This is a genomic window from Streptomyces sp. NPDC048751 (assembly GCF_043198595.1).
In the GTDB taxonomy this organism is placed as follows: domain Bacteria; phylum Actinomycetota; class Actinomycetes; order Streptomycetales; family Streptomycetaceae; genus Streptomyces.
On the sequence record NZ_JBICUX010000006.1, the window covers coordinates 24,039 to 49,620 of the forward strand.

The 25,582-nt window shown below is 70.8% G+C and carries 29 protein-coding genes; 17 read left to right on the forward strand and 12 right to left on the reverse strand.

Annotation, left to right across the window (positions count from 1 at the left end; all coding sequences use genetic code 11):
* Positions 1–204: 204 nt before the first annotated feature.
* Complete coding sequence (locus ACGFNV_RS19870; protein ID WP_393624132.1) at positions 205–1,194, reverse strand: SEC-C metal-binding domain-containing protein; 990 nt, start codon at positions 1,192–1,194, stop codon at positions 205–207.
* Positions 1,195–1,580: 386 nt separating this feature from the next.
* Between ACGFNV_RS19870 and ACGFNV_RS19875 the strand changes: the two genes are divergently transcribed.
* From ACGFNV_RS19875 to tyrS, 3 genes are read left to right on the forward strand one after another with little or no spacing between them, the layout of a single operon-like run.
* Entirely contained in the window at positions 1,581–3,104 is a 1,524-nt protein-coding gene (locus ACGFNV_RS19875; RefSeq protein ID WP_393624134.1) for a TldD/PmbA family protein, read from the forward strand.
* Positions 3,101–4,495: a metallopeptidase TldD-related protein gene (locus tag ACGFNV_RS19880; protein WP_393624136.1), complete on the forward strand. Its 1,395-nt coding sequence runs from the start codon at positions 3,101–3,103 to the stop codon at positions 4,493–4,495. Before ACGFNV_RS19875 ends, ACGFNV_RS19880 begins: the two co-directional genes overlap by 4 nt.
* A gap of 56 nt (positions 4,496–4,551) precedes the next feature.
* The gene (gene tyrS, locus ACGFNV_RS19885) at positions 4,552–5,820 is read left to right on the forward strand and encodes a tyrosine--tRNA ligase (RefSeq protein ID WP_393624138.1); all 1,269 of its coding nucleotides are present in this window, start codon (positions 4,552–4,554) and stop codon (positions 5,818–5,820) included.
* A 68-nt stretch (positions 5,821–5,888) separates the two neighbouring features.
* Here tyrS and ACGFNV_RS19890 read toward each other — a convergent pair whose 3' ends face one another.
* Complete coding sequence (locus ACGFNV_RS19890; RefSeq protein WP_393624140.1) at positions 5,889–6,173, reverse strand: GlsB/YeaQ/YmgE family stress response membrane protein; 285 nt, start codon at positions 6,171–6,173, stop codon at positions 5,889–5,891.
* 210 nt (positions 6,174–6,383) lie between these two features.
* Between ACGFNV_RS19890 and ACGFNV_RS19895 the strand changes: the two genes are divergently transcribed.
* Both ACGFNV_RS19895 and ACGFNV_RS19900 read left to right on the forward strand, forming a co-directional pair.
* Positions 6,384–6,758, forward strand: coding sequence for a DUF3099 domain-containing protein (locus tag ACGFNV_RS19895; RefSeq protein WP_393624142.1), 375 nt, complete (start codon positions 6,384–6,386; stop codon positions 6,756–6,758).
* 178 nt (positions 6,759–6,936) lie between these two features.
* Positions 6,937–7,161 (forward strand): hypothetical protein, encoded by a 225-nt coding sequence (locus ACGFNV_RS19900; RefSeq protein WP_393624144.1) that lies wholly within the window; start codon positions 6,937–6,939, stop codon positions 7,159–7,161.
* 64 nt (positions 7,162–7,225) lie between these two features.
* Here the strand turns inward: ACGFNV_RS19900 and moaA are convergent, their stop codons facing one another.
* From moaA to ACGFNV_RS19915, 3 genes are all read right to left on the reverse strand, one after another.
* Positions 7,226–8,215: a GTP 3',8-cyclase MoaA gene (gene moaA, locus ACGFNV_RS19905; protein ID WP_393624146.1), complete on the reverse strand. Its 990-nt coding sequence runs from the start codon at positions 8,213–8,215 to the stop codon at positions 7,226–7,228.
* A gap of 166 nt (positions 8,216–8,381) precedes the next feature.
* On the reverse strand, positions 8,382–10,007 hold the full coding sequence (locus ACGFNV_RS19910) for a cation acetate symporter (RefSeq protein ID WP_393624148.1): 1,626 nt from the start codon (positions 10,005–10,007) through the stop codon (positions 8,382–8,384).
* Positions 10,004–10,360 (reverse strand): DUF485 domain-containing protein, encoded by a 357-nt coding sequence (locus ACGFNV_RS19915; RefSeq protein WP_393624150.1) that lies wholly within the window; start codon positions 10,358–10,360, stop codon positions 10,004–10,006. The genes ACGFNV_RS19910 and ACGFNV_RS19915 overlap by 4 nt, the downstream gene beginning before the upstream one ends.
* Before the next feature lie 250 nt (positions 10,361–10,610).
* On the opposite strand from ACGFNV_RS19915, the gene ACGFNV_RS19920 reads away from it, so the two are divergent.
* The 9 genes from ACGFNV_RS19920 to ACGFNV_RS19960 all read left to right on the forward strand — a co-directional run bounded on the left by ACGFNV_RS19920 (position 10,611) and on the right by ACGFNV_RS19960 (position 19,768).
* Entirely contained in the window at positions 10,611–12,140 is a 1,530-nt protein-coding gene (locus ACGFNV_RS19920; RefSeq protein ID WP_393624152.1) for a S8 family serine peptidase, read from the forward strand.
* 66 nt (positions 12,141–12,206) lie between these two features.
* Positions 12,207–13,733, forward strand: coding sequence for a S8 family serine peptidase (locus tag ACGFNV_RS19925; RefSeq protein WP_393624154.1), 1,527 nt, complete (start codon positions 12,207–12,209; stop codon positions 13,731–13,733).
* 75 nt (positions 13,734–13,808) lie between these two features.
* Positions 13,809–14,354, forward strand: a complete 546-nt coding sequence (locus ACGFNV_RS19930) for a hypothetical protein (protein ID WP_393624156.1) — start codon at positions 13,809–13,811, stop codon at positions 14,352–14,354.
* A gap of 7 nt (positions 14,355–14,361) precedes the next feature.
* Positions 14,362–15,729 carry a CoA transferase gene (locus ACGFNV_RS19935; RefSeq protein WP_393624158.1) on the forward strand — a complete coding sequence of 456 codons (1,368 nt, stop codon included), beginning with the start codon at positions 14,362–14,364 and terminating at the stop codon, positions 15,727–15,729.
* A 608-nt stretch (positions 15,730–16,337) separates the two neighbouring features.
* Complete coding sequence (locus ACGFNV_RS19940) at positions 16,338–16,556, forward strand: hypothetical protein (protein ID WP_393624160.1); 219 nt, start codon at positions 16,338–16,340, stop codon at positions 16,554–16,556.
* Positions 16,557–16,563: 7 nt separating this feature from the next.
* Positions 16,564–17,469: a helix-turn-helix domain-containing protein gene (locus ACGFNV_RS19945; protein ID WP_393624162.1), complete on the forward strand. Its 906-nt coding sequence runs from the start codon at positions 16,564–16,566 to the stop codon at positions 17,467–17,469.
* A gap of 145 nt (positions 17,470–17,614) precedes the next feature.
* Entirely contained in the window at positions 17,615–18,607 is a 993-nt protein-coding gene (locus tag ACGFNV_RS19950) for a DEDDh family exonuclease (RefSeq protein ID WP_393624164.1), read from the forward strand.
* Positions 18,608–18,687: 80 nt separating this feature from the next.
* On the forward strand, positions 18,688–18,921 hold the full coding sequence (locus tag ACGFNV_RS19955; protein WP_079168513.1) for a hypothetical protein: 234 nt from the start codon (positions 18,688–18,690) through the stop codon (positions 18,919–18,921).
* Positions 18,922–18,970: 49 nt separating this feature from the next.
* Positions 18,971–19,768, forward strand: a complete 798-nt coding sequence (locus ACGFNV_RS19960; protein ID WP_393624166.1) for an SURF1 family protein — start codon at positions 18,971–18,973, stop codon at positions 19,766–19,768.
* 13 nt (positions 19,769–19,781) lie between these two features.
* Here the strand turns inward: ACGFNV_RS19960 and ACGFNV_RS19965 are convergent, their stop codons facing one another.
* Complete coding sequence (locus tag ACGFNV_RS19965) at positions 19,782–19,958, reverse strand: hypothetical protein (protein ID WP_393624168.1); 177 nt, start codon at positions 19,956–19,958, stop codon at positions 19,782–19,784.
* Between the two features lie 115 nt (positions 19,959–20,073).
* Complete coding sequence (locus ACGFNV_RS19970; protein ID WP_393624738.1) at positions 20,074–20,205, reverse strand: hypothetical protein; 132 nt, start codon at positions 20,203–20,205, stop codon at positions 20,074–20,076.
* Here ACGFNV_RS19970 and ACGFNV_RS19975 point away from each other — a divergent pair.
* From ACGFNV_RS19975 to ACGFNV_RS19985, 3 genes are read left to right on the forward strand one after another with little or no spacing between them, the layout of a single operon-like run.
* Positions 20,197–20,526: a hypothetical protein gene (locus ACGFNV_RS19975; protein ID WP_393624170.1), complete on the forward strand. Its 330-nt coding sequence runs from the start codon at positions 20,197–20,199 to the stop codon at positions 20,524–20,526. The two genes, ACGFNV_RS19970 and ACGFNV_RS19975, sit on opposite strands and share 9 nt — an antisense overlap.
* Before the next feature lie 33 nt (positions 20,527–20,559).
* Entirely contained in the window at positions 20,560–22,347 is a 1,788-nt protein-coding gene (locus tag ACGFNV_RS19980; protein WP_393624172.1) for a glycoside hydrolase family 15 protein, read from the forward strand.
* 5 nt (positions 22,348–22,352) lie between these two features.
* Complete coding sequence (locus tag ACGFNV_RS19985; RefSeq protein WP_393624173.1) at positions 22,353–23,108, forward strand: SDR family oxidoreductase; 756 nt, start codon at positions 22,353–22,355, stop codon at positions 23,106–23,108.
* Here the strand turns inward: ACGFNV_RS19985 and amaP are convergent.
* Genes amaP through ACGFNV_RS20010 form a run of 5 tightly spaced genes read right to left on the reverse strand, consistent with a single transcriptional unit; the run spans position 23,105 to position 25,551 of the window.
* Entirely contained in the window at positions 23,105–23,692 is a 588-nt protein-coding gene (gene amaP, locus ACGFNV_RS19990) for an alkaline shock response membrane anchor protein AmaP (protein WP_393624174.1), read from the reverse strand. The two genes, ACGFNV_RS19985 and amaP, sit on opposite strands and share 4 nt — an antisense overlap.
* Positions 23,689–24,402 carry a DUF6286 domain-containing protein gene (locus tag ACGFNV_RS19995; protein ID WP_393624176.1) on the reverse strand — a complete coding sequence of 238 codons (714 nt, stop codon included), beginning with the start codon at positions 24,400–24,402 and terminating at the stop codon, positions 23,689–23,691. The genes amaP and ACGFNV_RS19995 overlap by 4 nt, the downstream gene beginning before the upstream one ends.
* Positions 24,399–24,812, reverse strand: a complete 414-nt coding sequence (locus ACGFNV_RS20000) for an Asp23/Gls24 family envelope stress response protein (protein ID WP_393624178.1) — start codon at positions 24,810–24,812, stop codon at positions 24,399–24,401. The genes ACGFNV_RS19995 and ACGFNV_RS20000 overlap by 4 nt, the downstream gene beginning before the upstream one ends.
* The gene (locus ACGFNV_RS20005) at positions 24,809–25,003 is read right to left on the reverse strand and encodes a hypothetical protein (RefSeq protein WP_393624179.1); all 195 of its coding nucleotides are present in this window, start codon (positions 25,001–25,003) and stop codon (positions 24,809–24,811) included. The genes ACGFNV_RS20000 and ACGFNV_RS20005 overlap by 4 nt, the downstream gene beginning before the upstream one ends.
* A 59-nt stretch (positions 25,004–25,062) precedes the next feature.
* Positions 25,063–25,551, reverse strand: coding sequence for an Asp23/Gls24 family envelope stress response protein (locus ACGFNV_RS20010; RefSeq protein WP_393624181.1), 489 nt, complete (start codon positions 25,549–25,551; stop codon positions 25,063–25,065).
* Positions 25,552–25,582: the final 31 nt, after the last annotated feature.

Below are 25,582 nucleotides of genomic sequence, written 5' to 3' on the forward strand. Positions count from 1 at the left end.
GATAGGGGTCTGACACGCCCGCCCGAACACCTGGAGGGCGGGCGGTTACCCGCAAAACCTATCGGTCCGGCTCCGTCGCGGGACATTCGGGCACCGACAGTGGCTTGTGCCGCCCGCTGTCGGGTCTCTACAGTCGGCCTCCCTCTTCCACTCCGCCGAGCCAGGGGCGTGGGGGCTCATTCCGGGTCGAGCTGCCTGACGGTTTCACGCCAAGGGGGAGCCGCAGCACTTCTTGTACTTGCGTCCCGATGCACACCAGCAGGGGCCGTTGCGCGGTGGCGGCCAGGCGACCACCTGATCCGTCCGTGCGAGTTCCGCCGCGTACGCCGACCGCGCGGCCGGGGTTTCGGGTCGCGCCCCGGTCTGCTTCGCATGCGCCTCCAGGCCGCTCACTGTCGCCGCGCCGACCGCCAGGCGGGCGGCACCCTGTTCGGACAGCTCACGCAAGGTGCGTTCGACCTGCCTGCGATGGTCGGCGTGGTCGCTGCCGTGGGCATCCGCGGACTCGGGCCGGCGCTCCCCCAGCAGACGGAACTCCTCGGGTGGCCAGTACAGGACACATGTCTGCCGTGGGCCGCCGCGCGGGGTACGACTCTCGTCCGGCAGCCCGCCCGTCAGCGCCTCGATGTCGGCTTCCAGCGCCACGCGGTTCCTGTCCGCCATCCGCTTGAGCAGGAGCGGATCGTGGGCCTCGTCGAGGGGACGGACACCACCGCCGAAGGGCGACGCGCGGTGCTCGTGCAGGATGTCGGCCACGTCGTCCCAGTCGTCGTGCGGCTCGCCGAGCAGGCGCCGTACCCGGTGGCGCCCGATGAGGAGCATCTCGACGTCGTACTGCTCCGGCGACGCCTCGACCGTCTCCACCGTCACCGGGGTGCCGGCGCCGAGCGCGTGGGTCACACCTGCGGTGAACCACTCGGCGGCGGTGTCGGTCTCCTCCCGCGCCTCGAAGGACTCCGCGACGAAGTTCCACGCGCCCGCGTGCCGCGGGTGCCGCTTGCGGAACTCCCTGGCCGCCGCTCGAGCGTCCTCGTCGCGTCCGGCGTCCCAGAGCGTGTTGATCCGGTAGGCGTCCACCAGGTCCGGCTCCCCGGTGCCGCCCTCTGCGTTCCCGTTCAGCAGCCGCGCGTAGATGTCCAGGGCACGGTCGTAGTCACCGGCCTCGCTCCACGCGTCGGCTGCTTCCAGAAGCACCTCGTCGCGGTCCTCGGGATGTCGTTCGGCCCACTGTTCGCAGTCCTCGGCGATTTGGGCGGGCGAAGGCGCACTGCGGCGAGGCGCGGGAACGCGCCTGTTCCCCCCGACGCCCTTTTTCTTGCTGGTCTTGCTACCCGTTCGGCGCTTGCTGGACATGGATCCACCGTAGTGCGGCGTAAGCCTCGGCCGGCCGAAGAAGCCACGGCCGCCGCGAAGTTCGTCCCGCGCGGGGCTTGTCTGAACTGGCGTCGAAGACGACAGCCTGGCGCAGTACGGGCGCCTACAGGAACAGTCGTGCGTATTTCCCAGGAATGCACTTGGTGAGCCATGATTCACTGCCTGCGACGGACCTCACAGGCGAGCAGTTCGAAGGGATCGCACCCGTGCCCCATGAGATCGACCAAGCATTTCTGGCACTGCCCCTCAGGGCCCTGGCCGACGCCGCGCTCGCACGCGCGCGTGCGCTGGGCGCCGCGCACGCCGACTTCCGGTTCGAGCGGGTGCGCAGCGCCTCGTGGCGGCTGCGGGACGCCAAGCCGTCCGGTTCGTCGGACACCACCGATCTCGGGTACGCGGTTCGGGTCGTGCACGGCGGTACGTGGGGTTTCGCGTCCGGGGTCGATCTCTCTCTGGACGCCGCCGCCAAGGTCGCCTCGCAGGCGGTGGCGATGGCGAAGCTCTCCGCCCAGGTGATCAAGGCCGCAGGGTCCACGGAGCGGGTCGAGCTCGCCGACGAGCCCGTGCACGCCGAGAAGACGTGGGTCTCGTCGTACGGGATCGACCCGTTCACCGTGCCCGACGAGGAGAAGTCGGCGCTGCTCGCGGATTGGAGCGCGCGGCTGCTCGCCGCCCCGGGGATCAACCACGTCGACGCCTCGCTGCTCACTGTGCACGAGAACAAGTTCTACGCCGACACGGCCGGGACCGTGACCACGCAGCAGCGGGTCCGGCTGCACCCGCAGCTGACCGCGGTGTCGGTCGACGAGTCGAGCGGCGAGTTCGACTCCATGCGCACCATCGCGCCGCCGGTCGGGCGTGGCTGGGAGTACCTCACGGGCACCGGCTGGGACTGGGACGCCGAGCTGGAGCGGATCCCGGAGCTGCTCGCCGAGAAGATGCGGGCGCCGAGCGTCGATCCCGGCCTGTACGACCTGGTCGTCGACCCGTCCAACCTGTGGCTGACCATCCACGAGTCGATCGGCCACGCCACCGAGCTGGACCGGGCGCTCGGCTACGAGGCCGCCTACGCCGGCACCTCCTTCGCCACGTTCGACCAGCTCGGCAAGTTGAAGTACGGCTCCGAGCTGATGAACGTCACCGGCGACCGCACGGCCGAGCACGGCCTGGCGACCATCGGGTACGACGACGAGGGTGTCGCGGGGCAGCGCTGGGACCTGGTCAAGGACGGCACGCTCGTCGGCTACCAGCTCGACCGGCGCATCGCGAAGCTCACCGGCTTCGAGCGCTCCAACGGGTGCGCCTTCGCCGACTCCCCCGGACGGGTGCCGGTGCAGCGCATGGCCAACGTGTCGCTCCAGCCGGACCCGGCCGGGATGTCCACGGAGGACCTGATCGGGAGCGTGGACCGCGGGATCTACGTCGTCGGGGACCGGTCCTGGTCGATCGACATGCAGCGCTACAACTTCCAGTTCACCGGGCAGCGGTTCTTCCGGATCGAGAACGGGCGGATCACCGGGCAGCTGCGGGACGTGGCCTACCAGGCGACCACGACCGACTTCTGGGGCTCCATGGCCGCGGTGGGCGGCCCGCAGACGTACGTCCTCGGGGGCGCCTTCAACTGCGGCAAGGCCCAGCCGGGCCAGGTGGCGGCGGTCTCGCACGGCTGCCCGTCGGCCCTGTTCAAGGGCGTCAACATCCTCAACACGACGCAGGAGGCCGGTCGATGAGCGCCCCTACCAACAAGCCGCACGAGGTCGTGGAGCGCGCCCTCGAGCTGTCCCGGGCCGACGGGTGCGTGGTCATCGCCGACGAGCAGTCGACGGCCAACCTGCGCTGGGCGGGCAACGCGCTCACCACGAACGGTGTCACGCGCGGGCGCACGCTCACCGTCATCGCGACGGTCGACGGCAAGAAGGGCACGGCCTCCGGGGTCGTGTCGCGGTCCGCGGTGACCGTGGACGAGCTGGAGTCGCTGGTCCGGGCCGCCGAGGCCGCCGCGCGTGGCGCCGGGCCCGCCGAGGACGCGCAGCCGCTGGTCACGGGCGTGCCCGAGTCGCCCGACTTCACCGACGCGCCCGCCGAGACCAACTCCGCCGTGTTCGCCGACTTCGCGCCGGCCCTCGGGGAGTCCTTCGCACGCGCGCGTGCGGGCGGCCGCGAGCTGTACGGTTTCGCCAATCACGAGCTGGTCTCCAGCTATCTCGGCACCTCGACGGGACTGCGCCTGCGGCACGACCAGCCCAACGGGACGCTGGAGCTGAACGCGAAGTCCCCGGACCGTACGCGCTCGGCGTGGGCGGGCCGCTCCACCCGGGACTTCAAGGACGTCGACCCGGCGGCGCTCGACGCGGAGCTGGCCGTACGCCTCGGCTGGGCCGAGCGGCGCGTCGAGCTGCCCGCCGGGCGGTACGAGACCCTGCTGCCGCCGACGGCCGTCGCTGACCTGCTGATCTACCAGATGTGGTCGTCGTCGGGCCGGGACGCGGTCGAGGGCCGCACGGTGTTCTCCAAGCCCGGCGGCGGCACACGCGTCGGCGAGAAACTGACCGAGCTGCCGCTGACGCTGCGCAGCGACCCGTACGAGCCGGGCCTGGAGTCCGCGCCGTTCGTGCTGGCGCACTCCTCCGGGGGCGACCAGTCGGTGTTCGACAACGGGCTGCCGATGGCCGCCACGGAGTGGATCCGCGACGGCGAGCTGCGCCGGTTGCTGACCAGCCGGCACAGCGCGGCCCTGACGGGGTTGCCCCTGGCGCCCGGGATCGACAACCTGATCCTCGACGGGGGCGAGGACCGCTCCCTGGAGGAGATGGTCGCGAGCACCGAGCGCGGGCTGCTGCTGACCTGCCTGTGGTACATCCGCGAGGTCGACCCGGCCACGCTGCTGCTGACCGGCCTGACCCGGGACGGTGTCTACCTTGTGGAGAACGGCGAGGTGACCGGCGAGGTGAACAACTTCCGGTTCAACGAGTCGCCGGTGAACCTGCTGGGGCGGGCCGTGGAGGCCGGGCGCACGGAGAAGACGCTGCCGCGGGAGTGGAGCGACTGGTTCACCCGGGCCGCGATGCCCGCGCTGCGCGTCCCCGATTTCAATATGAGCTCTGTCAGTCAGGGCGTATAACCTCGTAGGCGGCTGTCACTCGACTGCCTCAAGATCATTCAAGGAGTACGAGAACCGTGACGGACATCGTCGACGAGCTGAAGTGGCGCGGGCTGTTCGCCCTGTCCACTGACGAGGACGCTTTGCGCAAGGCGCTCGCGGACGGTCCCGTCACGTTCTATTGCGGTTTCGACCCGACCGCGCCGTCCCTGCACGTGGGGCACCTGGTGCAGGTGCTCACCGTGCGCCGGCTCCAGCAGGCCGGACACCGGCCGCTGGCGCTGGTCGGCGGGGCCACGGGTCTGATCGGCGACCCGCGCCCGACCGCGGAGCGCACGCTCAACGACCCGGAGACGGTCCGCGGCTGGGTCGACAAGCTGCGCGGCCAGATCGAGCCGTTCCTCGACTTCGAGGGCGAGAACGCGGCCCTGATGGTCAACAACCTCGACTGGACCGAGGGCCTGTCCGCGATCGAGTTCCTGCGTGACATCGGCAAGCATTTCCGCGTCAACAAGATGCTGACGAAGGACTCGGTGGCCCGCCGGCTGGAGTCCTCCGAGGGCATCAGCTACACGGAGTTCAGCTACCAGCTCCTGCAGGGCATGGACTTCCTCCAGCTCTTCCGGAGGTACGGCTGCACGCTCCAGCAGGGCGGCAGCGACCAGTGGGGCAACCTCACGGCCGGCCTGGACCTGATCCACCGGCTGGAGCCGCACGCCGACGTGCACGCGCTGGCGACGCCGCTGATGACCAAGGCGGACGGCACCAAGTTCGGCAAGACCGAGGGCGGCGCCGTCTGGCTCGACCCGGAGATGACCACGCCGTACGCGTTCTACCAGTTCTGGCTGAACGTGGACGACCGGGACATCTCCACGTACCTGCGGATCCTGTCCTTCAAGTCCCGCGAGGAGCTGGAGGAGCTGGAGAAGCAGACCGAGGAGCGTCCCCAGGCCCGGGCGGCTCAGCGTGCGCTGGCGGAAGAGCTGACGACACTCGTGCACGGCGCCGACCAGACGGCCGCGGTGATCGCCGCGTCCAGGGCCCTCTTCGGCCAGGGCGAGCTGGCGGACCTCGACGACCGGACGCTGGCCGCGGCCCTGTCCGAGGTGCCGCACATCCAGGTCGCCGAGCTCGGGCCGGTCGTGGACCTGTTCGCCGAGGTCGGCCTGGTCGCCAGCAAGTCCGCCGCGCGACGGACCGTGAAGGAGGGCGGGGCGTACGTGAACAACGTGAAGGTCACCGCCGAGGACGCGGTCCCCGCCAAGGAGGACCTGCTGCACGGCCGCTGGCTGGTGCTGCGCCGGGGCAAGAAGAACCTGGCGGCGGTCGAGGTCACCGGCGGCTGAGCGGATGAGTACGGCGAAGGGGGCGGTACCACTTCGGTCCCGCCCCCTTCGGCGTTCGTGGCCCGGGCTCAGGCACTTCGCTGCATCTTTTTGTTGCCCCACAGCTGCATGTACAGCGCGTCACCGACCACGACGATGACGATCGCGGCGGCCAGCTGGAAGATGTGGCGGCTCCAGTCGATGCCGGGTGTCTCCTCGACGCCGAACCCGCGGGCCATCGCGTTGCCGACGACGGCGCCGAGCATGCCGAAGATGGTGGTCAGCCAGAGAGGGCTGTGCTGCTTGCCCGGGATGATCGCCTTGGCGATCAGACCCAGCACGAATCCCACGATGATGGCCCAGAACCAGCCCATGGCTGCCTCCTCGTACGCCTCGACGTGAGCACTGCACCCAGTCTCGGCCCGTGGGACGTACGGCGCATGTCGGGTGCGGCCCTACGCGGTGCGGCGCAGGGCGTTCGCACTGACGGGGGCGGACCCGGCCTCGAAGCCGGACCGGGTGCGGCGTACCGTGGGACCCAGGGTTTTCCATGCGGGCGGCGTGCAGGCGGATGGTGGAATGTGATGCGGAAGCAGCATGGCGGCAGCGGCCAGGTGTTCCGGATCACCGGAGCCCGGCAGGGCCTCCAGGACGATGTACGTGGCAGGCAGCGACGGTACGTCATCTCGATGTCGATCCGTACGGTTGCGGTGATCCTCGCGGCGCTGCTCTGGAACGTGGAACGGCACGTCGCGATCGTGGCGCTGGTACTGGGCGCGACGCTCCCCTACATCGCGGTGGTGATCGCCAACGCCGGGCGGGAGAACGCGCCGGGGCTTCCGTCGACGTTCGTGACGACGCCGATGCGGCCGATGATCGATCCGGGGCGTGAGGCGGAGGGGACGGCGGAATCCGTCCCGGACGACAGCGTCGGTGAGGCGGCTGAGCATCGGCCATGAGTGTGTTGTGCGCCAAGCTCAAGAAAAGCTCAGATCAATCATGTTGTTCCGTTGCCCGGGGACGGGTGACCCATGACATACTTCGTACGCGCTCCGCATCCCCCGTCGGAGCGACGGACCGACGCCGGGCAGCTCCCCCCGTGGCTGCTCGGCGTCGCCTTTTTGTGAGACTGAGTTCGTGACTGCAGCTGCTGTTGAGACGCCTGTTTGTTCCGCCAAGGGGTGCCGTGCCGATGCGGTGTGGGTGCTGGCGTGGAACAACCCGAAGATTCATACGCCGGAGCGACGGAAGACGTGGCTCGCGTGCGAGGCGCATCGCGCGCATTTGGCGGAGTTTCTTGGGGTTCGGGGGTTTTTGAAGGACGTGGTTCCTCTGAAGGACTGGGAAGCGCAGGACGTGTGACATTTTCGGGTGCGGGTGCGCTGTGGTTTCTCGCGCAGTTCCCCGCGCCCCTGAGGGTGCTTCCCTAGCCCCCGATAGCAGACATAGGTCGGTCCGGCTGCACGAAGGACGGGTCGTCCAGGCCCGCGCCTGCCTTCTTGCCCCACATGGCCAGGCGCCAGATGCGGGCGATCTCCTCGTCGGGGGCGTTGCTGCGCAGTGCTGCCCTCAGGTCTGTTTCTTCCGTGGCGAAGAGGCAGGTGCGTATCTGGCCGTCGGCGGTGAGGCGGGTGCGGTCGCAGGCCGAGCAGAAGGGGCGGGTGACGGAGGCGATGACGCCGACGCGGTGGGGACCGCCGTCGACCAGCCAGCGTTCGGCCGGGGCGGAGCCGCGTTCGTCCTGGCCCTCGGGGGTCAGATCGAAGCGGGCGCGCAGGGAGGTGAGGATGTCGCCGGCCGTCACCATGCCCTCGCGCTTCCAGCCGTGCTGGGCGTCCAGGGGCATCTGCTCGATGAAGCGCAGTTCGTAGTCGTGCTCGACGGCCCAGGCCAGGAGGTCGGGGGCCTCGTCGTCGTTGAGGCCCGGCATCAGGACCGTGTTGACCTTGACGGGGGTCAGGCCGGCGTCGCGGGCGGCCTGGAGGCCTTCGAGGACGTCCTTGTGGCGGTCGCGGCGGGTGAGCGCCTTGAAGACCTCGGGGCGGAGGGTGTCCAGGGAGACGTTGACGCGGTCCAGGCCCGCCGTCTTCAGGGCGGTCGCGGTCCGCTTGAGGCCGATGCCGTTGGTGGTCAGCGACATCTGCGGGCGGGGGGCGAGGGCCGCGACACGCTCGACGATGCCGACCAGGCCGGGGCGCAGCAGGGGCTCGCCGCCGGTGAAGCGGACCTCCTCGATGCCGAGGGAGGTGACCGCGATGTCGATCAGGCGGACGATCTCGTCGTCCGTGAGGAGATCGGGCTTGGCCAGCCACTGCAGGCCCTCCTCGGGCATGCAGTACGTACACCGCAGGTTGCACCGGTCGGTCAGCGAGACCCTCAGGTCGGTGGCCACCCGGCCGTAGGTGTCGATGAGCACGTGGGCCCCCTCCCTCGTCGCGGATTCAATCTTGTTCCGTCACCTGCGAGCCTACGCGACCCCGCTGACAACGTCGGCGGTGCCGATCCCACGAGGCACGACGCGGCCGCGTCGTAGGGTTCTACGACCCCACGACGCGGCCGTCGAGTCGGTGGTGCTCAGCCGGTCAGTGCGCTCCGGTACCGGTCAGGGACCGTACCTCGAGCTCCGCGTACTTGGCCTCGTCCGGCTTCTCCTTGGACAGCAGGGTGCCGAGAATGCCCAGCAGGAAGCCGACCGGGATCGAGATGATGCCCGGGTTCTCCAGCGGGAACCAGTGGAAGTCGACGTCCGGGAACATCGAGGTGGGCTTGCCGGAGACGACCGGCGAGAACAGCACCAGGCCGACCGCGGTGACCAGGCCGCCGTAGATCGACCACAGGGCTCCGGAGGTGGTGAACCGCTTCCAGAAGAGGCTGTAGATGATCGTCGGCAGGTTGGCGGAGGCGGCGACCGCGAACGCGAGGGCCACCAGGCCGGCGACGTTCAGGTCGCGGGCGAGGGCGCCGAGGACGATGGAGACGGCGCCGATGCCGACGGTCGCCCAGCGGGCCGCGCGGATCTCCTCCTTCTCGGTGGCCGCGCCCTTCTTGATGACGTTGGCGTAGATGTCGTGGGCGAACGACGAGGACGAGGCCAGGGTCAGGCCCGCGACGACCGCGAGGATCGTGGCGAAGGCGACCGCGGAGATGGTGGCGAGCAGGATGGCGCCCCAGTTGGAGTCGACCCCGCCGAGGTGGAGCGCGAGCAGCGGTGCCGCGGTGTTGCCCGCCTTGTTGGAGGCGATGATCTCGTCGGGCTTGATGAGCGCGGCGGCGCCGAAGCCGAGGGCGAGGGTCATCAGGTAGAAGGCGCCGATCAGGCCGATGGCCCAGATGACGGACTTACGGGCGGCCTTGGCGGTGGGCACCGTGTAGAAGCGGATCAGGATGTGCGGCAGGCCGGCGGTGCCGAGGACCAGGGCGATGCCGAGGGAGATGAAGTCCAGCTTGGTGGTGCCGGTGACGCCGTACTTCAGGCCGGGCTCCAGGAAGGCGGCGCCCTTGCCGCTGTTGTCGGCGGCGGAGCCGAGCAGCTCGGAGACGTTGAAGTCGAACTTCAACAGCACCAGGAAGGTCAGCAGCAGGGCGCCGACGATGAGCAGCACCGCCTTGACCATCTGGACCCAGGTGGTGCCCTTCATGCCGCCGATGGTGACGTACACGATCATCAGGACGCCGACCAGCGCCACGATGCCGATCTTGCCGCCGTCGCTGGTGATGCCGAGGAGCAGGGAGACCAGGACGCCCGCGCCCGCCATCTGGGCCAGCAGGTAGAAGATCGACACGACGATGGTGGAGGTGCCGGCCGCCGTACGGACCGGGCGCTGGCGCATGCGGTAGGCGAGCACGTCGCCCATGGTGTAGCGGCCGGAGTTGCGCAGCGGCTCGGCGACCAGGAGCAGGGCGACGAGCCAGGCGACCAGGAAGCCGATGGAGTAGAGGAAGCCGTCGTAGCCGAAGAGGGCGATGGCGCCCGCGATGCCGAGGAAGGACGCGGCGGACATGTAGTCGCCGGAGACGGCGAGGCCGTTCTGGAAGCCGGTGAACTGCCGTCCGCCGGCGTAGAAGTCGGCGGCGTCCTTGGTCTGGCGGCCCGCCCAGACGGTGATGACGAGGGTCGCGACGACGAACACCGCGAACAGGCTGATGATCAGCGGCCGGTGCTCGCTGGCCTCGCCGGCGGCGAGCAGGGTGTGCTGTGCGGGGCTCATGCGCCGCCCTCCATCCGGGACTTGATCGCGTCGGCCTTGGGGTCGAACTTGGCGGCGGCGATGCGCGAGTACCACCAGGCGATGAGGAACGTGGTGAGGAACTGGGCGAGACCGAGGACGAGGGCCACGTTGATGTTGCCGACGACCTTGGTGCCCATGAAGTCGCCCGCGTAGTTCGAGAGCAGGACGTACAGCAGGTACCAGGCGATGAAGGCGACGGTCAGCGGGAAGGCGAAGGAGCGGTAGGAGCGGCGCAGTTCACCGAACTCCGCGCTCTCCGAGACCGCGACGAACTCCTCGGTGGAGGGGAGTTGGGCTGGGGTTTTCGAGGGGGGCGATGTCTCGGTGGCCACGGATTCTCCTCGGTGACGGGTGGGGCGGCAACAGACGGGGGCGAGTGTCCTCGCGCTCCCTGTTCAACGTCACGGCGGCGCGCAAGGAGCGGTTCAACTCCGCTGGTCTCTTTCCGAAGTCGCCTCGATCAAGCATTGCTGGCCAGTGACTTCGGGAGATAGCTTCGGCACCTGCACCACCCGTCATGTACCTGCCCGAGCACCACCTGTGTCTCGGGCCGGTCTCGTTTCCGGATGATGTGGAGATCCCATGGCTCATCTGCGCTCCAGACACCGTCTCGCCCTCGCCGTGCCCGTCGTGCTGTCGCTGACCGCCTCGCTCGGCTTCCTGCCGGCGGCGGCCTCGGCCGCGCCGCTCGCCCCGTCCGCCGCGCAGACCGCGGACGCGCCGAACCTGGCGTACGTCGTCAACACCAAGGCGGACCACCGCACGATCGCGGCGGTGAAGAAGGCGATCGGCAAGGCCGACGGCACCGTCGTCGCCACGTACGCCAAGATCGGTGTGATCGTCGTCCACTCCGCGAACCCCGACTTCGGCAAGCAGATACGCGCCGTACGCGGCGTGCAGTCGGCCGGTGCGACGCGGACCACGCCGCTCGTCGCGGCCGGGACGACGGACGAGGGCGCCGCCGACTACCTCACGGCCGCGGAGGCCGCCAAGGTGAAGGCCGCCTCGGCGGACACGCCGGGCAGTGAGCCCCTCGAGGCCGACCAGTGGGACCTGCGCGCCATCGGCGCCGACCAGGCCGCGAAGATCAACCCGGGCAGCAGGAAGGTCACCGTCGGTGTCATCGACACGGGCGTCGACGACACCCACCCCGACCTCGCCCCGAACTTCTCCGCGTCGCAGTCGGCCAACTGCGTGGGCGGCGTCGCCGACACCAGCGAGGGCGCCTGGCGTCCGTACAAGGCCGAGGACTACCACGGCACGCATGTCGCCGGTGAGATCGCCGCGGCCCGCAACGGCATCGGCGTGGCCGGTGTCGCGCCGGGCGTGAAGGTCGCCGGCATCAAGGTGAGCGACCCGAACAACGGCCTCTTCTACCCCGAGAGCGTCGTGTGCGCCTTCGTGTTCGCCGCCGACCACGGCGTCGAGATCACGAACAACAGCTACTACGTGGACCCGTGGCTCTACAACTGCATGGACGACCCCGACCAGCGGGCGATCGTCGACGCGGTCAACCGGGCCCAGCTGTACGCCCAGAAGAAGGGCACCCTGAACCTGGCGTCGGCCGGCAACTCCAACCACGACCTGGACTCGGACGCCATCGTCGACAACACCAGCCCCGACGACTCCACTCCGGTGGAGCGGACCATCGACCCGCACGAGTGCTTCGACGTGCCGACCCAGCTGCCGGGCGTGGTCACGGTGAGCGCGACGGGCGTGCAGAACCTCAAGTCGTACTACTCCTCGTACGGCAAGGGTGTCGTCGACATCGCGGCGCCGGGCGGCGACCGGAAGTACCAGCTGCCGGACACCCCGTCGAAGGACGGCCGCATCCTGTCGACCATGCCGAACAACCAGTACGCCTTCCTGCAGGGCACGTCGATGGCCTCGCCGCACGCCGCGGGTGTCGCCGCGCTGCTGAAGTCCACGCACCCGTGGGCGGGCCCGGCGCAGCTCCAGGCCCTGCTGAAGGCGCAGGCCGACAAGACCGCCTGCCCCGCGTCCTACGACCAGGACGGTGACGGCACACAGGACGCGACCTGTGTGGGCGACAAGCGCGTCAACGGCTTCTACGGCTTCGGCATCGTCAACGCGCTGCGCGCGGTCAAGTAACCCGTGATCATGGTGACTTCCCGCACGGACCGCACGTACCGCGAACGAGACTGGAGAGACTGACACATGACAGTGCCTCACCCCCGCTACCGCCGTGCCCTGGCGATCCCGGTCGGGACGGCTCTGGCGACCGCGCTCGCGTTCCTGCCGAACGTCTCGGCCTCGGCCGCCGGCCAGGACGCCCCGCGGACCGCCACGGCCGCGGACGCGACCGCGCTCAGCTACGTCGTCAACGTCCACCCCGGACACGGCGTTCCCCGGCATGTGCAGAAGGCGATAGCGAAGGCCGGCGGCACGATCGTGACGTCGTACGACCGGATCGGCGTGATCGTCGTCCACTCGTCGAACCCCGACTTCGCGAAGACCATCCGCAGGGTGCCCAGGGTCGACTCGGCCGGCAACACGCGCAACGCGCCGCTGCCCGCGCAGTCGACCGGCGACCTGGGCGCTCCGAAGGTGCTCAGCGCCGCGGAGGTGGCCGCCGCCGAGGCGGCCGACGGCAAGGATCCGCTGGAGCCGTTGCAGTGGGACCTGCCCGCCATCAAGGCGGACAAGGCGCACGAGAAGACGCTGGGCAGTTCGAAGGTCACGGTCGCCGTGATCGACACCGGTGTCGACGACACCCACCCGGACATCGCGCCGAACTTCGACCGGGCCGCGTCGGTCAACTGTGTGACCGGCAAGCCGGACACCGCCGACGGGGCGTGGCGGCCGAGCGCGGCGGAGAGCCCGCACGGCACCCACGTGGCCGGTGAGATCGCGGCCGCGAAGAACGGTGTCGGCATGACGGGCGTGGCGCCCGGTGTGAAGGTCGCCGGCATCAAGGTGTCCACGACCGCCGGCTACTTCTACACGGAGGCCGTCGTCTGCGGCTTCGTGTGGGCGGCCGAGCACGGCGTCGATGTGACGAACAACAGCTATTACACCGACCCGTGGTACTTCAACTGCAAGAACGACCCGGACCAGAAGGCGCTTGTGGACGCCGTCACCCGGGCCTCGCGGTACGCGGAGAAGAAGGGCGCGGTCAACGTCGCCGCGGCCGGCAACGAGAGCTACGACCTCGCGGCCGACGAGATCACCGACCCGGTCTCGCCGAACGACGGCACTCCGTCGGACCGGGTCGTCGACCCGTCCGAGTGCCTCGACATCCCGACCCAGCTGCCGGGTGTCGTGACCGTCGCGTCGACCGGGGCGAAGGGCCTGAAGTCGTCCTTCTCCAACTACGGTCTGGGCGTCATCGACATCGCCGCCCCCGGCGGCGACTCGACGAGCCTGCAGCCCCCGGCCCCGCCGGCCACCAGCGGTCTGATCCTGGGCACGCTGCCGGGCGGCAAGTGGGGCTACATGGCCGGTACGTCGATGGCGACCCCGCATGTCGCGGGCGTGGCCGCGCTGATCAAGTCGACGCACCCGCACGCCTCCCCGGCCCTGGTGAAGGCGCTGCTGTACGCCGAGGCGGACCGCACGGCGTGCACGGACCCGTACGACCTCGACGGCGACGGCAAGGCCGACGCGGTGTGCGAGGGGCCGAAGAACTACAACGGCTTCTACGGCTGGGGCACCGCGGACGCGTTGGACGCGGTGACCAGGTAGGGCTTTTGTGAAGGCGGTCCGGAGCGGGCGGGGTGGCCCGCCCGCTCCGGGCGTCGGCACGGCATGATCAGTGTCATGCTCGAGTACGAAAATCCCGCGACGTGGGGACCTGAACCGGTCCGGCCCCGTTGGCGGTTGAGGGTGCGTTTCCTGGCGACCGTGGTGTGCTTTCCGCTGCTGTGCGTGCTGGGCCTGGTGACCCTGCTGGCCTTCCTCGCGCTGGGCCTGCTGACCGAGGTGATCGCCGCGGTCAGCACGCGCTACGAGCGCGGCTTCCTGGCGATGATGGATGTGGCGCTGGACCGGATCCGCCGCCTGGGCTCGTGGTTCGTGACCTGGCCGGAGCTGCGGCACGAGGGCGACACGGCCTACTACCGGGCGCGCGTCGAGAAGGCGGTCGCGCGGTGGACCGCGCGGGCCTCGGCTCCGCACCGGCCGAACACGGCGAGGCCGCCGGTGGAGTGCGCCATACCCCTGTCCGTCTATCGGGGTGTGGGCGGGTGGTACGTCGCCGAGGTCGCGCTCGCCCAGGGGTGGGAGCTGCGGCCGACGGACGTGCGCAAGGAGGTGCGGCTGTGGTGGACGGCCGCGTCCCACATTGATCGGGTCAATACTGCATAGTGCAGTCATGACCGACATCGAGTCGACCTGGTCCGCGCTGGGCGGGGACCTCACGCTGCTCCCCCGGGTGTCGACCGTAGCCCGCGCGGACGCCCTTCCGGGACGCCTTCCCGTACGGGAGCTCGCGCGGGCCTGCGTCGGCGCGTGCGCGCTGGCCGCCGCCGAGCTGGGGGCGCGGCGGGCCGGGCTCGGGCAGGTCCCCGAGGTACGGGTGGACGACGGGGCCGTGGCGACGGCGTTCGTCAGTGAACGGCATCTGCTGGTCGACGGGCGGGCGCCCCTCACCTTCGCGCCGCTGTCGCGGTTCTGGCGGACGGCGGACGGCTGGGTGCGCACCCACGCCAACTACCCCCACCACCGCGCCCGGTTGCTCCGCGCCCTGGACGTGCCGGAGGACGTGGCCGCCGTCGAGTGGGCCCTCGCCGAACGGTCCGCCCTGGAGGTCGAGGAGACCGTGTACGCGGCCGGGGGCCTGGCCGTGGCGCTGCGTACACCCGAGGAGTGGGCCGCGCACCCGCAGGGCGTGGCGGTGGCCGCGCGCCCCCTGGTCGAGCGCGAGCGGCTGGACACGGAACGCGCGCGTGAATTGCCACCGCTCGACGGTTCCCCCCTGTTGCCCGCCGCCGGGCTGCGCGTCCTGGACCTGACCCGGGTCATCGCGGGCCCGGTCGCCACCCGCACGCTCGCCCTGCTGGGCGCGGACGTGCTGCGCGTGGACCCGCCGCAGCCGCCCGAACTGCCCGACCAGCACGCCGACACGGGCTTCGGGAAGCGCTCGGTGACGCTCGACCTGCGAGCCGACCGGCGCACCTTCGAGGAGCTGGTGTCGGCGGCCGACGTCGTCGTCACCGGCTACCGGCCGGGCGCCCTGGACGCCTTCGGCCTCTCCCCCGAGGCGCTGACCGAGCGCCGGCCCGGCCTGGTCGTGGCCCAGCTCTCGGCGTGGGGCGCGTACGGGCCGTGGGGCGGGCGACGCGGCTTCGACAGCCTGGTGCAGGTCGCGACCGGCATCGCGGCCATCGAGGGGTCGGCACGGCAGCCGGGCGCCCTGCCCGCGCAGGCCCTGGACCACGGCACCGGATATCTGCTCGCGGCGGCCGTACTGCGGGCTCTGACGGAGCAGTCCTACGAGGGCTGCGGCCGGGTCGTACGCCTGGCGCTGGCGCGGACGGCGGGCTTGCTGACGGGCTGGACCGTGAGCGGCGGGGGCGCGCAGGGCGTGCTGTACGACGGCCCGGGCGCCTGGCTCACCGAGAGCGACAGCGACCTCGGTCGACTGCGGTACGCCCGGTCGCCGGTGTCCTTCGAGGGGGGTCCGGTGGACTGGGGGCGGCCTTCGGGGGTGCTGGGGGCGGATTCGGCGCACTGGGACTGAGCCGCATCGCGAGGGAAGGGCGGTGGCGCCGCGGCCAAGCGGCGTCCACCGTCCTCTGTTTCCGATCACGCGCCAACGTGACCGTCGTTCCCCGGATTGTTGGAGTCAGCAGCAATTACGGGACAGCTGCGCGAGAGTCAGTGCGTCGTCGCACGCGAGCCGTGGACCTCACTATGAACTCCGCTCCTTGATCTTTTCCGCCGCGGAAGCAGGATCCGCCCTGAGCCAATGCGGTACGCCCCGACGAAAGCGCAGCTCAGTCGGTCCCATCGCGAAGGCGTCCCAAGTCGGACAGGATGTGAGCCAACGTCATCAGCGGGCCACGGACCTGTCCGCTGCTGCAATCCTTTTGCTTCACGGGCCCCCAGGTCGCTTACGGACTGCTCGCCAAGCAGCCCGTGGCCTCGTGAGCCCGCACGAGCCCAAGATCGCGCCCGAGGCGGGCCGCCAACCCGTCGCGATCCTCGGTTCGAGGAGTCAGCAGCAGGGTGGCGGCCGCCAAGTGCCGCTGCCCCCGGACAAGGGGCACCTTCTTCATGAGTCAGAACAACGAGGCCGGCGGGGCCGGCGCCTCTCCCACGAGTCCTCCCTCGGGGTCGCGTTTCGGCATGCCGCAAGCCTGCGTCATCCTCGGTTTCGTGGCCGCGACCGTCGTTCTCGCCCTCGTCGCCCGCATGGCGGTCCCGGACATCATCACGCTCCTGTCCGCCGCCGGGGGCATCGGCGTCGTCGTCCTGCTCGCCGCGAACGTCAGGAACAGCGGAGGGGGCGCCCGCCTCCTGCGGCGTCTCGTCAGGGCCGCCGTCGGCCCCGGCTCGGGAAACTGAGGCCGCCGTGGGACGCCGGGAAGCGCCGATCGACACCACCGTGCCCGAACTCGGTCGGCTCGCCGCGCATCTGCGGGCCATGCGCAAGGCGGCGGGCTGGACCTACGAGCAGCTCGCCGTACGGGCCGAGTGTTCGTCCGCGAGCCTGAAACGGGCGGCGAGCGGCAAGCACCTGCCCGACCGCTACGTCGTCCACGCGTACGCGCGCGCGTGCCTCAAGGACGACCGGGAGTTCAAGGGATGGGTCGTCGCCCGGGAGCTCCATGAAAGGGCAGCCAAGGCCATCGTCCAGGCCAGGCTGAGGGACCGTCGATCGACCGTTGTGCCGAAACCCGAGTTGGCCCGCGACCTCGCCGACCTCAGCGGAGCCATGCGCGACGCGTGGGCCCGCGCAGCCCGGCCGACGGCGCGGTTCATGGAGTCCGAGTCGAAGGGGGTGCTCCCCCACAGCACCGCGAACGCCATCACCAACGGCCGTACCGTTCCCCGGCACTTGAGGCAGTACCTCGCTTTTCTTCAGGCCTGCGGGATCCGGGGGCGCGCGCTCGGCACCTGGCTCCGAGCCTGGGTCAAACTCCGCGGACTGCCCACAGAGAGTGAGATGAACAGGGCGCCCACGTGGATGGAGCCCTCCCTCCTGGCCCAGTACCTCGACGTGGTCAGGGAACGGCTCACCGAGCCCCAGGAGGCGGGCACCGCGCGGCAGGTCCCCAGCCTGGACGCCACAGTCACGAAGCTCTTCACCTCGATGGAGAACGACCTGCGCGACAAGACGCTGGAGTTACGCGCCGTCGAGCAGCGAATGCGGAAACTGGAGACCGTCGTCTTCGTCCGGGGATACCAGGTCAGGGGCTCCCTCGCCGACGCCGAGATCGACAGCGTCGAGCATCCGCCCGGGCGCATCGCGGCGTAGCGCTGGGCTGAGCACCAGTCAGGTCCGGAGTCGAACAACAGTCAGGCAAGTCGGGCGAACCGGACGAACTTCCGTACGTCCTGCCTCCCTTGTGCGCCCCCACGCGTGCATGGTGTGTCAGTCGTGGCCCGTATCCTCAGGGACCATGCTCGAAGACGTCACGACCGCAGCCTCCCCCGCCACGGAGTGGCCGACCGCGTATCCCCAGGGATACGCGGTCGTTGACGTGGAGACCACCGGCCTGGCCCGGGACGACCGCATCATCTCCGCGGCCGTCTACCGCCTGGACGCGCGCGGCGAGGTCGAGGACCACTGGTACACACTGGTCAACCCGGAGCGGGACCCCGGCCCGGTGTGGATACACGGTCTGACGAGTGAGGTGCTCGACGGCGCTCCCCTGTTCAGTGACGTCGCCGAGGAGTTCGCGACCCGCCTCGACGGTCGGGTGCTCGTCGCGCACAACGCGGTCTTCGACTGGCAGATGATCGCCCGGGAGTACGCGCGCGCGGAGCGTGAGGCACCCGTGCGGCAGCGGCTGTGCACCATCGCGCTCTCCAAGGAGCTGGGGCTGCCGCTGCCCAACCACAAGCTGGAGTCGCTGGCCGCGCACTTCGGTGTCGTCCAGCAGCGGGCGCACCACGCCCTCGACGACGCGCGTGTGCTGGCGGAGGCGTTCCGGCCGAGCCTGCGCGCCGCGGCGGCGGGCGGGGTGCGGCTGCCGCTGCACGAGTGCCGGCCACTGACCGAGTGGACCGACCGGCCCGCGCCCCGCATCGGCCGGCAGGCGGGTGGAGGTCAGGGCGGCTACCGGCCCACCAGTTGGCGTCCGTCCCGGAAGCGGCCGGCGTGCCCCTACCCCAACCCGGGCCGCTACGAGGACGGCAAACCGCTCAAGCAGGGCATGCGGGTCGCCTTCTCGGGTGACACGTCGGTGGAGCGCGACCTCCTGGAGGACCGCGCCACGGAGGCAGGGCTGCACGTGGCGACGAGCCTGTCCCGGCTGACCAGCCTGCTCGTCACCAACGACCCCGAATCGGGCACGTCGAAGGTCGTCAAGGCACGCCAGTTCGGGACGCCGATCGTCGACGAGGCGGCGTTCGGACAGTTGCTGCGCGATGTGGAGCCGGCCGACGGGTGACCCGTACGTATGGGTGATTGCCGTGCGACTCGCCCGTGGGCCGCTCGCCCGCGCGGCGGTGACGGCTCACGCTGTGGCGCATGGCGAGATGCGAAGTATGCGGCAATGACTACGGTATGACCTTCGAGGTTCACGCTCAGGGCGCTGTCCATGTGTTCGATTGCTTCTCCTGTGCGATCCACCGCATGGCCCCCATCTGCGAACACTGTCGTGTCCAGATCATCGGCCAGGGTGTCGAGGTCGAGGGCCACTGGTACTGCGGCGCCCACTGCGCGCGGGCCGAGGGGAAGGCGGGCATCGTCGACAAGGTGTGAGCCGGCACCCCGCCGAGAGCGCCCCACGACCGAGATGTACGGTCGTGGGGTGTACCGCTTCCTGTTGTCCCGGCAGTGGGTGATCATCACACTGGTCGCCTTCCTCCTCATCCCCACGATGATCAGGCTGGGCATCTGGCAGATGCACCGCTACGAGGAGCGCAGCGCCCGGAACCAGCTGGTCGCCGACGCGCTCGGTGCCAAGCCGGTGCCCGTGGAGGAGGTCAGCTCCCCCGGGCACGCCGTCACCACCCACGAGCGGTATCGCAACGTGACCGCTGTGGGGCACTTCGACACCGACCGGGAAGTCGTCGTCAGGCGGCGCGTCAACTCGGACGACGAGGTCGGTTTCCACGTCCTCACCCCGTTCGTCCTGACGGACGGCAAGGTGCTGCTGGTCAATCGCGGCTGGATCCCCGCCGACGGGCCGAGCCAGACCGCGTTCCCCAGGATCCCCGCACCGCCGAGCGGGCGGATCAGCGTCACCGGGCGGCTGATGCCCGACGAGACGACCGCGGCGAGCGGCATCAAGGACCTCAAGGGGCTGCCGGACCGGCAGGTCATGCTGATCAACAGCGAGCAGGAGGCACGGCGCCTCGACGCGTCGGTGCTCGGCGGCTACGTCGTGCTGACGGCGCCCGAGCCCAAGGGCGACACGCCGGAACTGCTGGGGAAGCCCGGCGAGGAGAACGCCCCGCTGAACTACGCGTACGCCATCCAGTGGTGGCTGTTCGCCGCGGGAGTGCCCGTGGGGTGGGTGGTTCTGGTCCGCCGGGAGATCCGTGACCGGGCTGGGGCGGCGGAGAAGGAGACCGCGGCGGAGGCGGAGGAGCCGGCGGCGGTCTGAGCCGGGACGCGGGTCAGTGGCCGTCGGTCAGGCGGTCCCGCCAATAGCGGAAGGTGCGCTGTGCGTCCGGCAGGAGGTCCCAGGGGTGGGGCGTCATATGGCGGCCGATACGGCGGAAGACGGGGGCGGCCTCGGTCGGGCGGTGGGCCTGGATCAGGGCGAACGCGAGGATGTTGAGGTCGAGGAGCACCTCGGCGTGCGGGGCGGTGCCGGTGCGGAACCAGCCGTTCAGGGCGGTGTCGATCTCCGCCGACGCCCGGGGCTCGGTCCAGTGGCCGCCCTCCCCCAGCCGGCGGCTCGCCGCATCAGTGGGCCTCCTCAGGCGGGAGGACCTGGCCCGCGTCGATCGCGTCGGCGTACTTCGCGCGCTGGGCGAAGAAGCCGATCTTGGGGTCGTCGGAGAAGATCTTCTGCGTGGAGGCGCGGCGATGACGCACCGAGATGGGATTCCGTCGCATGGCACCGGACCGGACCGGACACCGGACGGCGACACCGAACGGGAGCTGCGTGAGGCCCTCGAGGCGCTGGCCGGTGGCGTGCGAGCCGCGCCCGACGCCTACCGCACCGCGCGCGGCGAGTGGCTGCGCCGCGAACGCCGGCGACGGCTCGTGCTGGCCGTGCTGATCACGGTCGTCTTCGCGCTGGCCACGCTGATCGGGCCGTGGGTGCTGAACCAGACCCCGTCGGACCCCGGCGTGATCTTCTCGGGTGCCGGTGACGCCATGAGCCATGCGTCACTCGCCCGGCCCCAGCCCTGATTGTCCCGCCGCCCCCCGGGAACCCGATCCTTTGTGCAACCCCGCGTTGAGGACTACGCACTGATCGGTGACGAGCAGACGGCGGCCCTGGTCGGCAAGGACGGTTCCGTCGACTGGCTCTGCCTGCCGCGCTTCGACTCGGCGTCCTGCTTCGCCCGGCTGCTCGGCAAGGAACGCAACGGCCACTGGCGTATCGCCCCCAAGGGCGCCAAGGGCCCCTGCACGCGCCGTGCGTACCGCCCGGACACGCTCGTCCTCGACACCGAGTGGGAGACCGACGAGGGTGCCGTGCGGGTCACCGACCTGATGCCGCAACGCGATCGCGCACCCGACCTGATGCGCATCGTGGAGGGCCTCAGCGGCCGGGTGACCGTGCGCAGCACGCTCCGGCTGCGCTTCGACTACGGCTCTGTCGTGCCCTGGATGCGCCGCACCGACGGCCACCGGGTCGCCGTCGCGGGACCGGACGCGGTCTGGCTGCGCAGCGAACCCCCGGTGCGCACCTGGGGCGCGGACTTCGGCACGCACTCCGAGTTCACCCTCGCCGAGGGCGAGAAGGTCGCGTTCGTCCTCACCTGGCACCCCTCGCACGAGCCGCGCCCGCCCCTGGTCGAACCGCACGAGGCACTGCGCCACAGCGTCGAGGACTGGCAGGCGTGGGCGGCGCGCTGCCGCTACGACGGCCCGCACCGGGACACCGTCGTCCGCTCCCTGATCACCCTCAAGGCCCTCACCTACGCCCCCACCGGCGGCATCGTGGCCGCCCCCACCACCTCGCTGCCCGAGGAACTCGGCGGGGTGCGCAACTGGGACTACCGCTTCTGCTGGCTGCGCGACGCCACGCTATCCCTGGGCGCCCTGCTGGCGGCCGGCTACCAGGAGGAGGCCGAGGCCTGGCGCAACTGGCTGGTGCGCGCGGTCGCGGGCGACCCTGCCGACCTCCAGATCATGTACGGCCTCGCGGGTGAGCGCCGACTGCCCGAGTTCGAACTGCCGTGGCTGTCCGGCTTCGCCGGCTCCAGGCCCGTACGCACCGGCAACAAGGCCGTCGACCAGCTCCAGCTGGACGTGTACGGCGAGGTCATGGACTCCCTGTCGCTGGCCAGGACTTCTGGCCTGCCCACCAGGCCGCGCATGTGGTCGCTCCAGGTCGCGCTGATGAAGTGGCTGGAGACGGAGTGGCGCCAGCCCGACGAGGGACTGTGGGAGATGCGCGGCGGGCGCCGCCAGTTCGTCCACTCGAAGGTCATGGTCTGGGTGGCCGCCGACCGGGCGGTGCGCACCCTCGAAGCCCACCCCGAGCTGCCCGGCGACCTGGACGCCTGGCGGGCGATGCGGGACGACGTGCACCGCGAGGTGTGCGAGAAGGGCTACGACCCCGAGCGCAACACCTTCATCCAGTCCTACGGCTCCCGCGAACTCGACGCCTCCCTGCTGCTCATCCCCCGCGTCGGCTTTCTGCCGCCCGACGACCCGCGCGTGACCGGCACCGTCGACGCGGTCGTCGCCGAGCTCGGCCACGGCGGCCTCGTGCGCCGCTACAGCGCCGAGGAGAGCTCCGTCGACGGGCTGCCGGGCGGCGAGGGCACCTTCGTCGCCTGCTCGTTCTGGCTCGCGGACGCGCTGCACATGACGGGCCGCACGAAGGAGGCACGCGAACTGTTCGAACGTCTCGTCGGCCTCACCAACGACGTGGGGCTGCTCTCCGAGGAGTACGACCCCGTCGGCGGGCGGCAGCTCGGCAACTTCCCGCAGGCCTTCAGTCACATCGCCCTGGTGAACACCGCCCTCGCCCTCTTCGGGGACGAGGAGGCAGGATAGGGGCCATGGATCTTGGACTGAAGGACCGGGTGTACGTCGTCACCGGGGCCACGCGGGGCCTCGGCAACGCGGCCGCGCGCGAGCTCGTGGCCGACGGGGCGAAGGTGGTCGTCACCGGACGGGACGCACAGCGCGCCGCCGAGGCTGCGGCCGGGCTCGGCCCCGACGCGGTCGGCGTCGCCGTGGACAACGCCGACCCCGAGGCGCCGGCGCGGCTGATCGCGGCCGCACGCGAGCACTTCGGGGGCTTCGACGGCATCCTCGTCAGCGTCGGCGGGCCGCCGCCCGGCTTCGTCGCCGACAACACGGACGAGCAGTGGCAGGCGGCGTTCGACTCGGTGTTCCTCGGCGCGGTGCGGTTCGCCCGCGCGGCGGCGGCGGAGCTGGAGGCGGGCGGAGTCATCGGGTTCGTGCTGTCGGGGTCGGTGCACGAGCCGATTCCCGGGCTGACGATCTCGAACGGGCTGCGGCCGGGGCTCGCCGGGTTCGCGAAGTCCCTCTCCGACGAGCTGGGGCCGCGCGGGATCCGGGTCGTGGGGCTGCTGCCGGCACGCATCGACACGGATCGCGTGCGCGAGCTGGACGGGCTGTCGGCGGATCCCGCGGCCACGCGTGCGGCCAACGAGTCGCGGATCCCGCTGCGGCGGTACGGAACGCCTGCGGAATTCGGGCGGGCGGCGGCGTTCTTGTTGTCCCCGGCGGCTTCCTACCTGACCGGGATCATGCTGCCCGTCGACGGTGGGATGCGGCACGGGTTCTAACTGACCCTTTGCTCACCATGCTTGACCGCCCTCATCCTGACCTCCGCCGGGAGTGACGCCAGGCCCGCCGAGTTGCGTGCGTGGGCCAGGGCCTCCGTCGTGAGCTGGTGCAGGGCCGTCGCCGGGTCCACGTGAGGTTCCAGTCGGAGCTTCACCCGGGCTTCCGGAGCCGTACGGCGGCCCGTCAGCTGGACGCGGGCGTCGGACACCCCGTCCAACTCGGACGTCTCCCTGGCCAGTACGGACTGCAGGGCGCGGCCGCGCAGGAGGGCGCCCGCGCCGTCACCCGTGTCGACGAGGACCTCGGCGAGCCGGCGTCGGCGCAGCACCGCGGTGAGCCACCACAGGACGAGGAGCAGGAGGACGGCCAGTACGGCGATGACGACCGGCCACCACCAGCCGGAGTCCTTCCAGTGGGTGCGCTCGGAGTCGCTGAGGAGCACGTCGTGGCGGTCATCGTGGATCCACCAGGAGGGTGAAGGAGCGCCGAGGCCGACGGCGAGCACGGAGCCGCCCAGTACGACGAGCACGAGGCCGACGACCCCGATCAGCACCCGGTTCACGGTCCTGAGCATGGCCCTCACCCCTTCCGGCCGGGCCGCCGTACGTGCACCGACAGCGCGGGAGGCCGGGCCAGGCCCAGTCCCCTGATCGCGTCGGCGAGCACGGTGTCCAGGTCTTCGCGTACGTCGTCCAGTTCGCGGAAATGGGAGAGCGCGTGCACGTCGGCCTTGCGTCGGCGGACACGCGCGCGTGCCGACTGCACGCCGGCGACCTCCATGGCCCGGTCGCGCAGCACCATCGCGGCGGCGCGCCGGTGCAGTCCGGGGCGTACGTCGGGGTGTGCGCGCCGCATCGGCAGGACGTCCCGCAGGCCGGGCGTGATCGCCAGCACGATCAGCCAGAGGCCGAGTGCGGCGGCGACGGCGGCGCCGAGCAGCACCCACGTGTCGTCCAGAGGGCGTTCGGCGAGCTGTCGGGCCAGTTCCTTGCGCCAGGCGAGGGCGGAGTGGCCCGCGCGCACGGCGACGATGTCGTAGAGGAACGCGCCGACGACCACCAGGAGCAGCAGCGCGACGATGCCCGCGGGGACGCGGCGCGCGGACCAGAAGCGGCGGTTGCCGCCGTCCTCGCCGTCCACGACGGGGGGCGGCGGTTCGTACTCCGCCGCGGAAGCCGACTGGGCCGGCCGGCCCGCGCCGGTGTCGGTGCCTGTGTCGGTGCCGTCTCCGACGTCCTTCTCGATGACCGGCAGTCGTTGTGTGGTGCCCTCGGAGCCCTGGGGCTCGCTCATCGCGTCCTCCCCTGTGCCAGGCCGTGCGCCGCCGCCGGATGCAGCCGTTCGACGTACACGGCGACCTCCGGCACCTGCATTCCCACCAACGCGCCTACCCGCTCGGTGACATGCCGACGCACCTGACGGCTTCGGCTGCCGACGTCGCTCGGGTACTCGAGTTCGAGGTGCACGCTGACGTGGGCGGCGTCGGTCGAGGTCCGTCCCGTCGACGCCGGTCCGGTGGCGTGGGGGCGCACCACCACCGTGGCGTGCGGGGACGAGGCGTCCGGGGGCAGTGGGCCGACCGCCTCGCGCGCCGCTTGTGAGGCGATCTTCGCCACGACCCGGTCGGCGATCCGGGTGGCGCCGCGTTCACGCGGCGCCACGGCGGCCGGGCGTCCGTCGGGCGCCCCGTTCCCTTCACTCACCGGACGTCACCGCGCCGTTCCTCGCGGGTGCGGAAGAAGTCGCCGAGTTCCCAGTCCCCCTCCAGGAACCGGCCGACGCCGAAGCCGACGGCGCCCAGCGCCGCCACCAGCAGGAAGGCACCGAACCCGCCGAAATAACCGGCGAAGGCCAGCGCCATGCCGGCGATCATGCCGACCACTGCCATGTTCATGGTGCGCTCCTCAGCCTGTCCGTCCGTCGGCCGGCCCGCCGGCCCGGTTCCTGAATGGGTCACTGGAGCCGGGACTCCGGCTCCTCTTCCTCTTCGTCGGGCAGCTTGACGTCGCTCACCGCGATGTTGACCTCGACCACTTCGAGGCCGGTCATCCGCTCGATGGCCGCGATGACGTTCTCGCGAACCGCCTGGGAGACCTCGGTGATCGACACGCCGTACTCGACGACGATCTCCAGGTCGAGCGCGGTCTGCACCTCGCCGACCTCGACCTTGACGCCGCGTGTCACGGACGACTTCGTCCCGCCGGGCACTCGGTCCCGCACGGCTCCGAAGGTGCGCGACAGGCCGCCGCCCATCGCATAGACGCCCACGACGTCCCGTGCCGCCATTCCGGCGATCTTCTCCACCACCCCGTCGGCGATCGTGGTCCGCCCCCGGGTCGCCGGATCCCCGCCACCTCGCCTGGTGGTCTTGCGGGTCTGTACCGGCGTGTCCCTCTCGCCTTCGGAGGTTTGCGTCCGGTTCTGCTCCGTGATGTCGGTCATCGCCGCACGTCCCTTCCGATTTGTCTTCCTT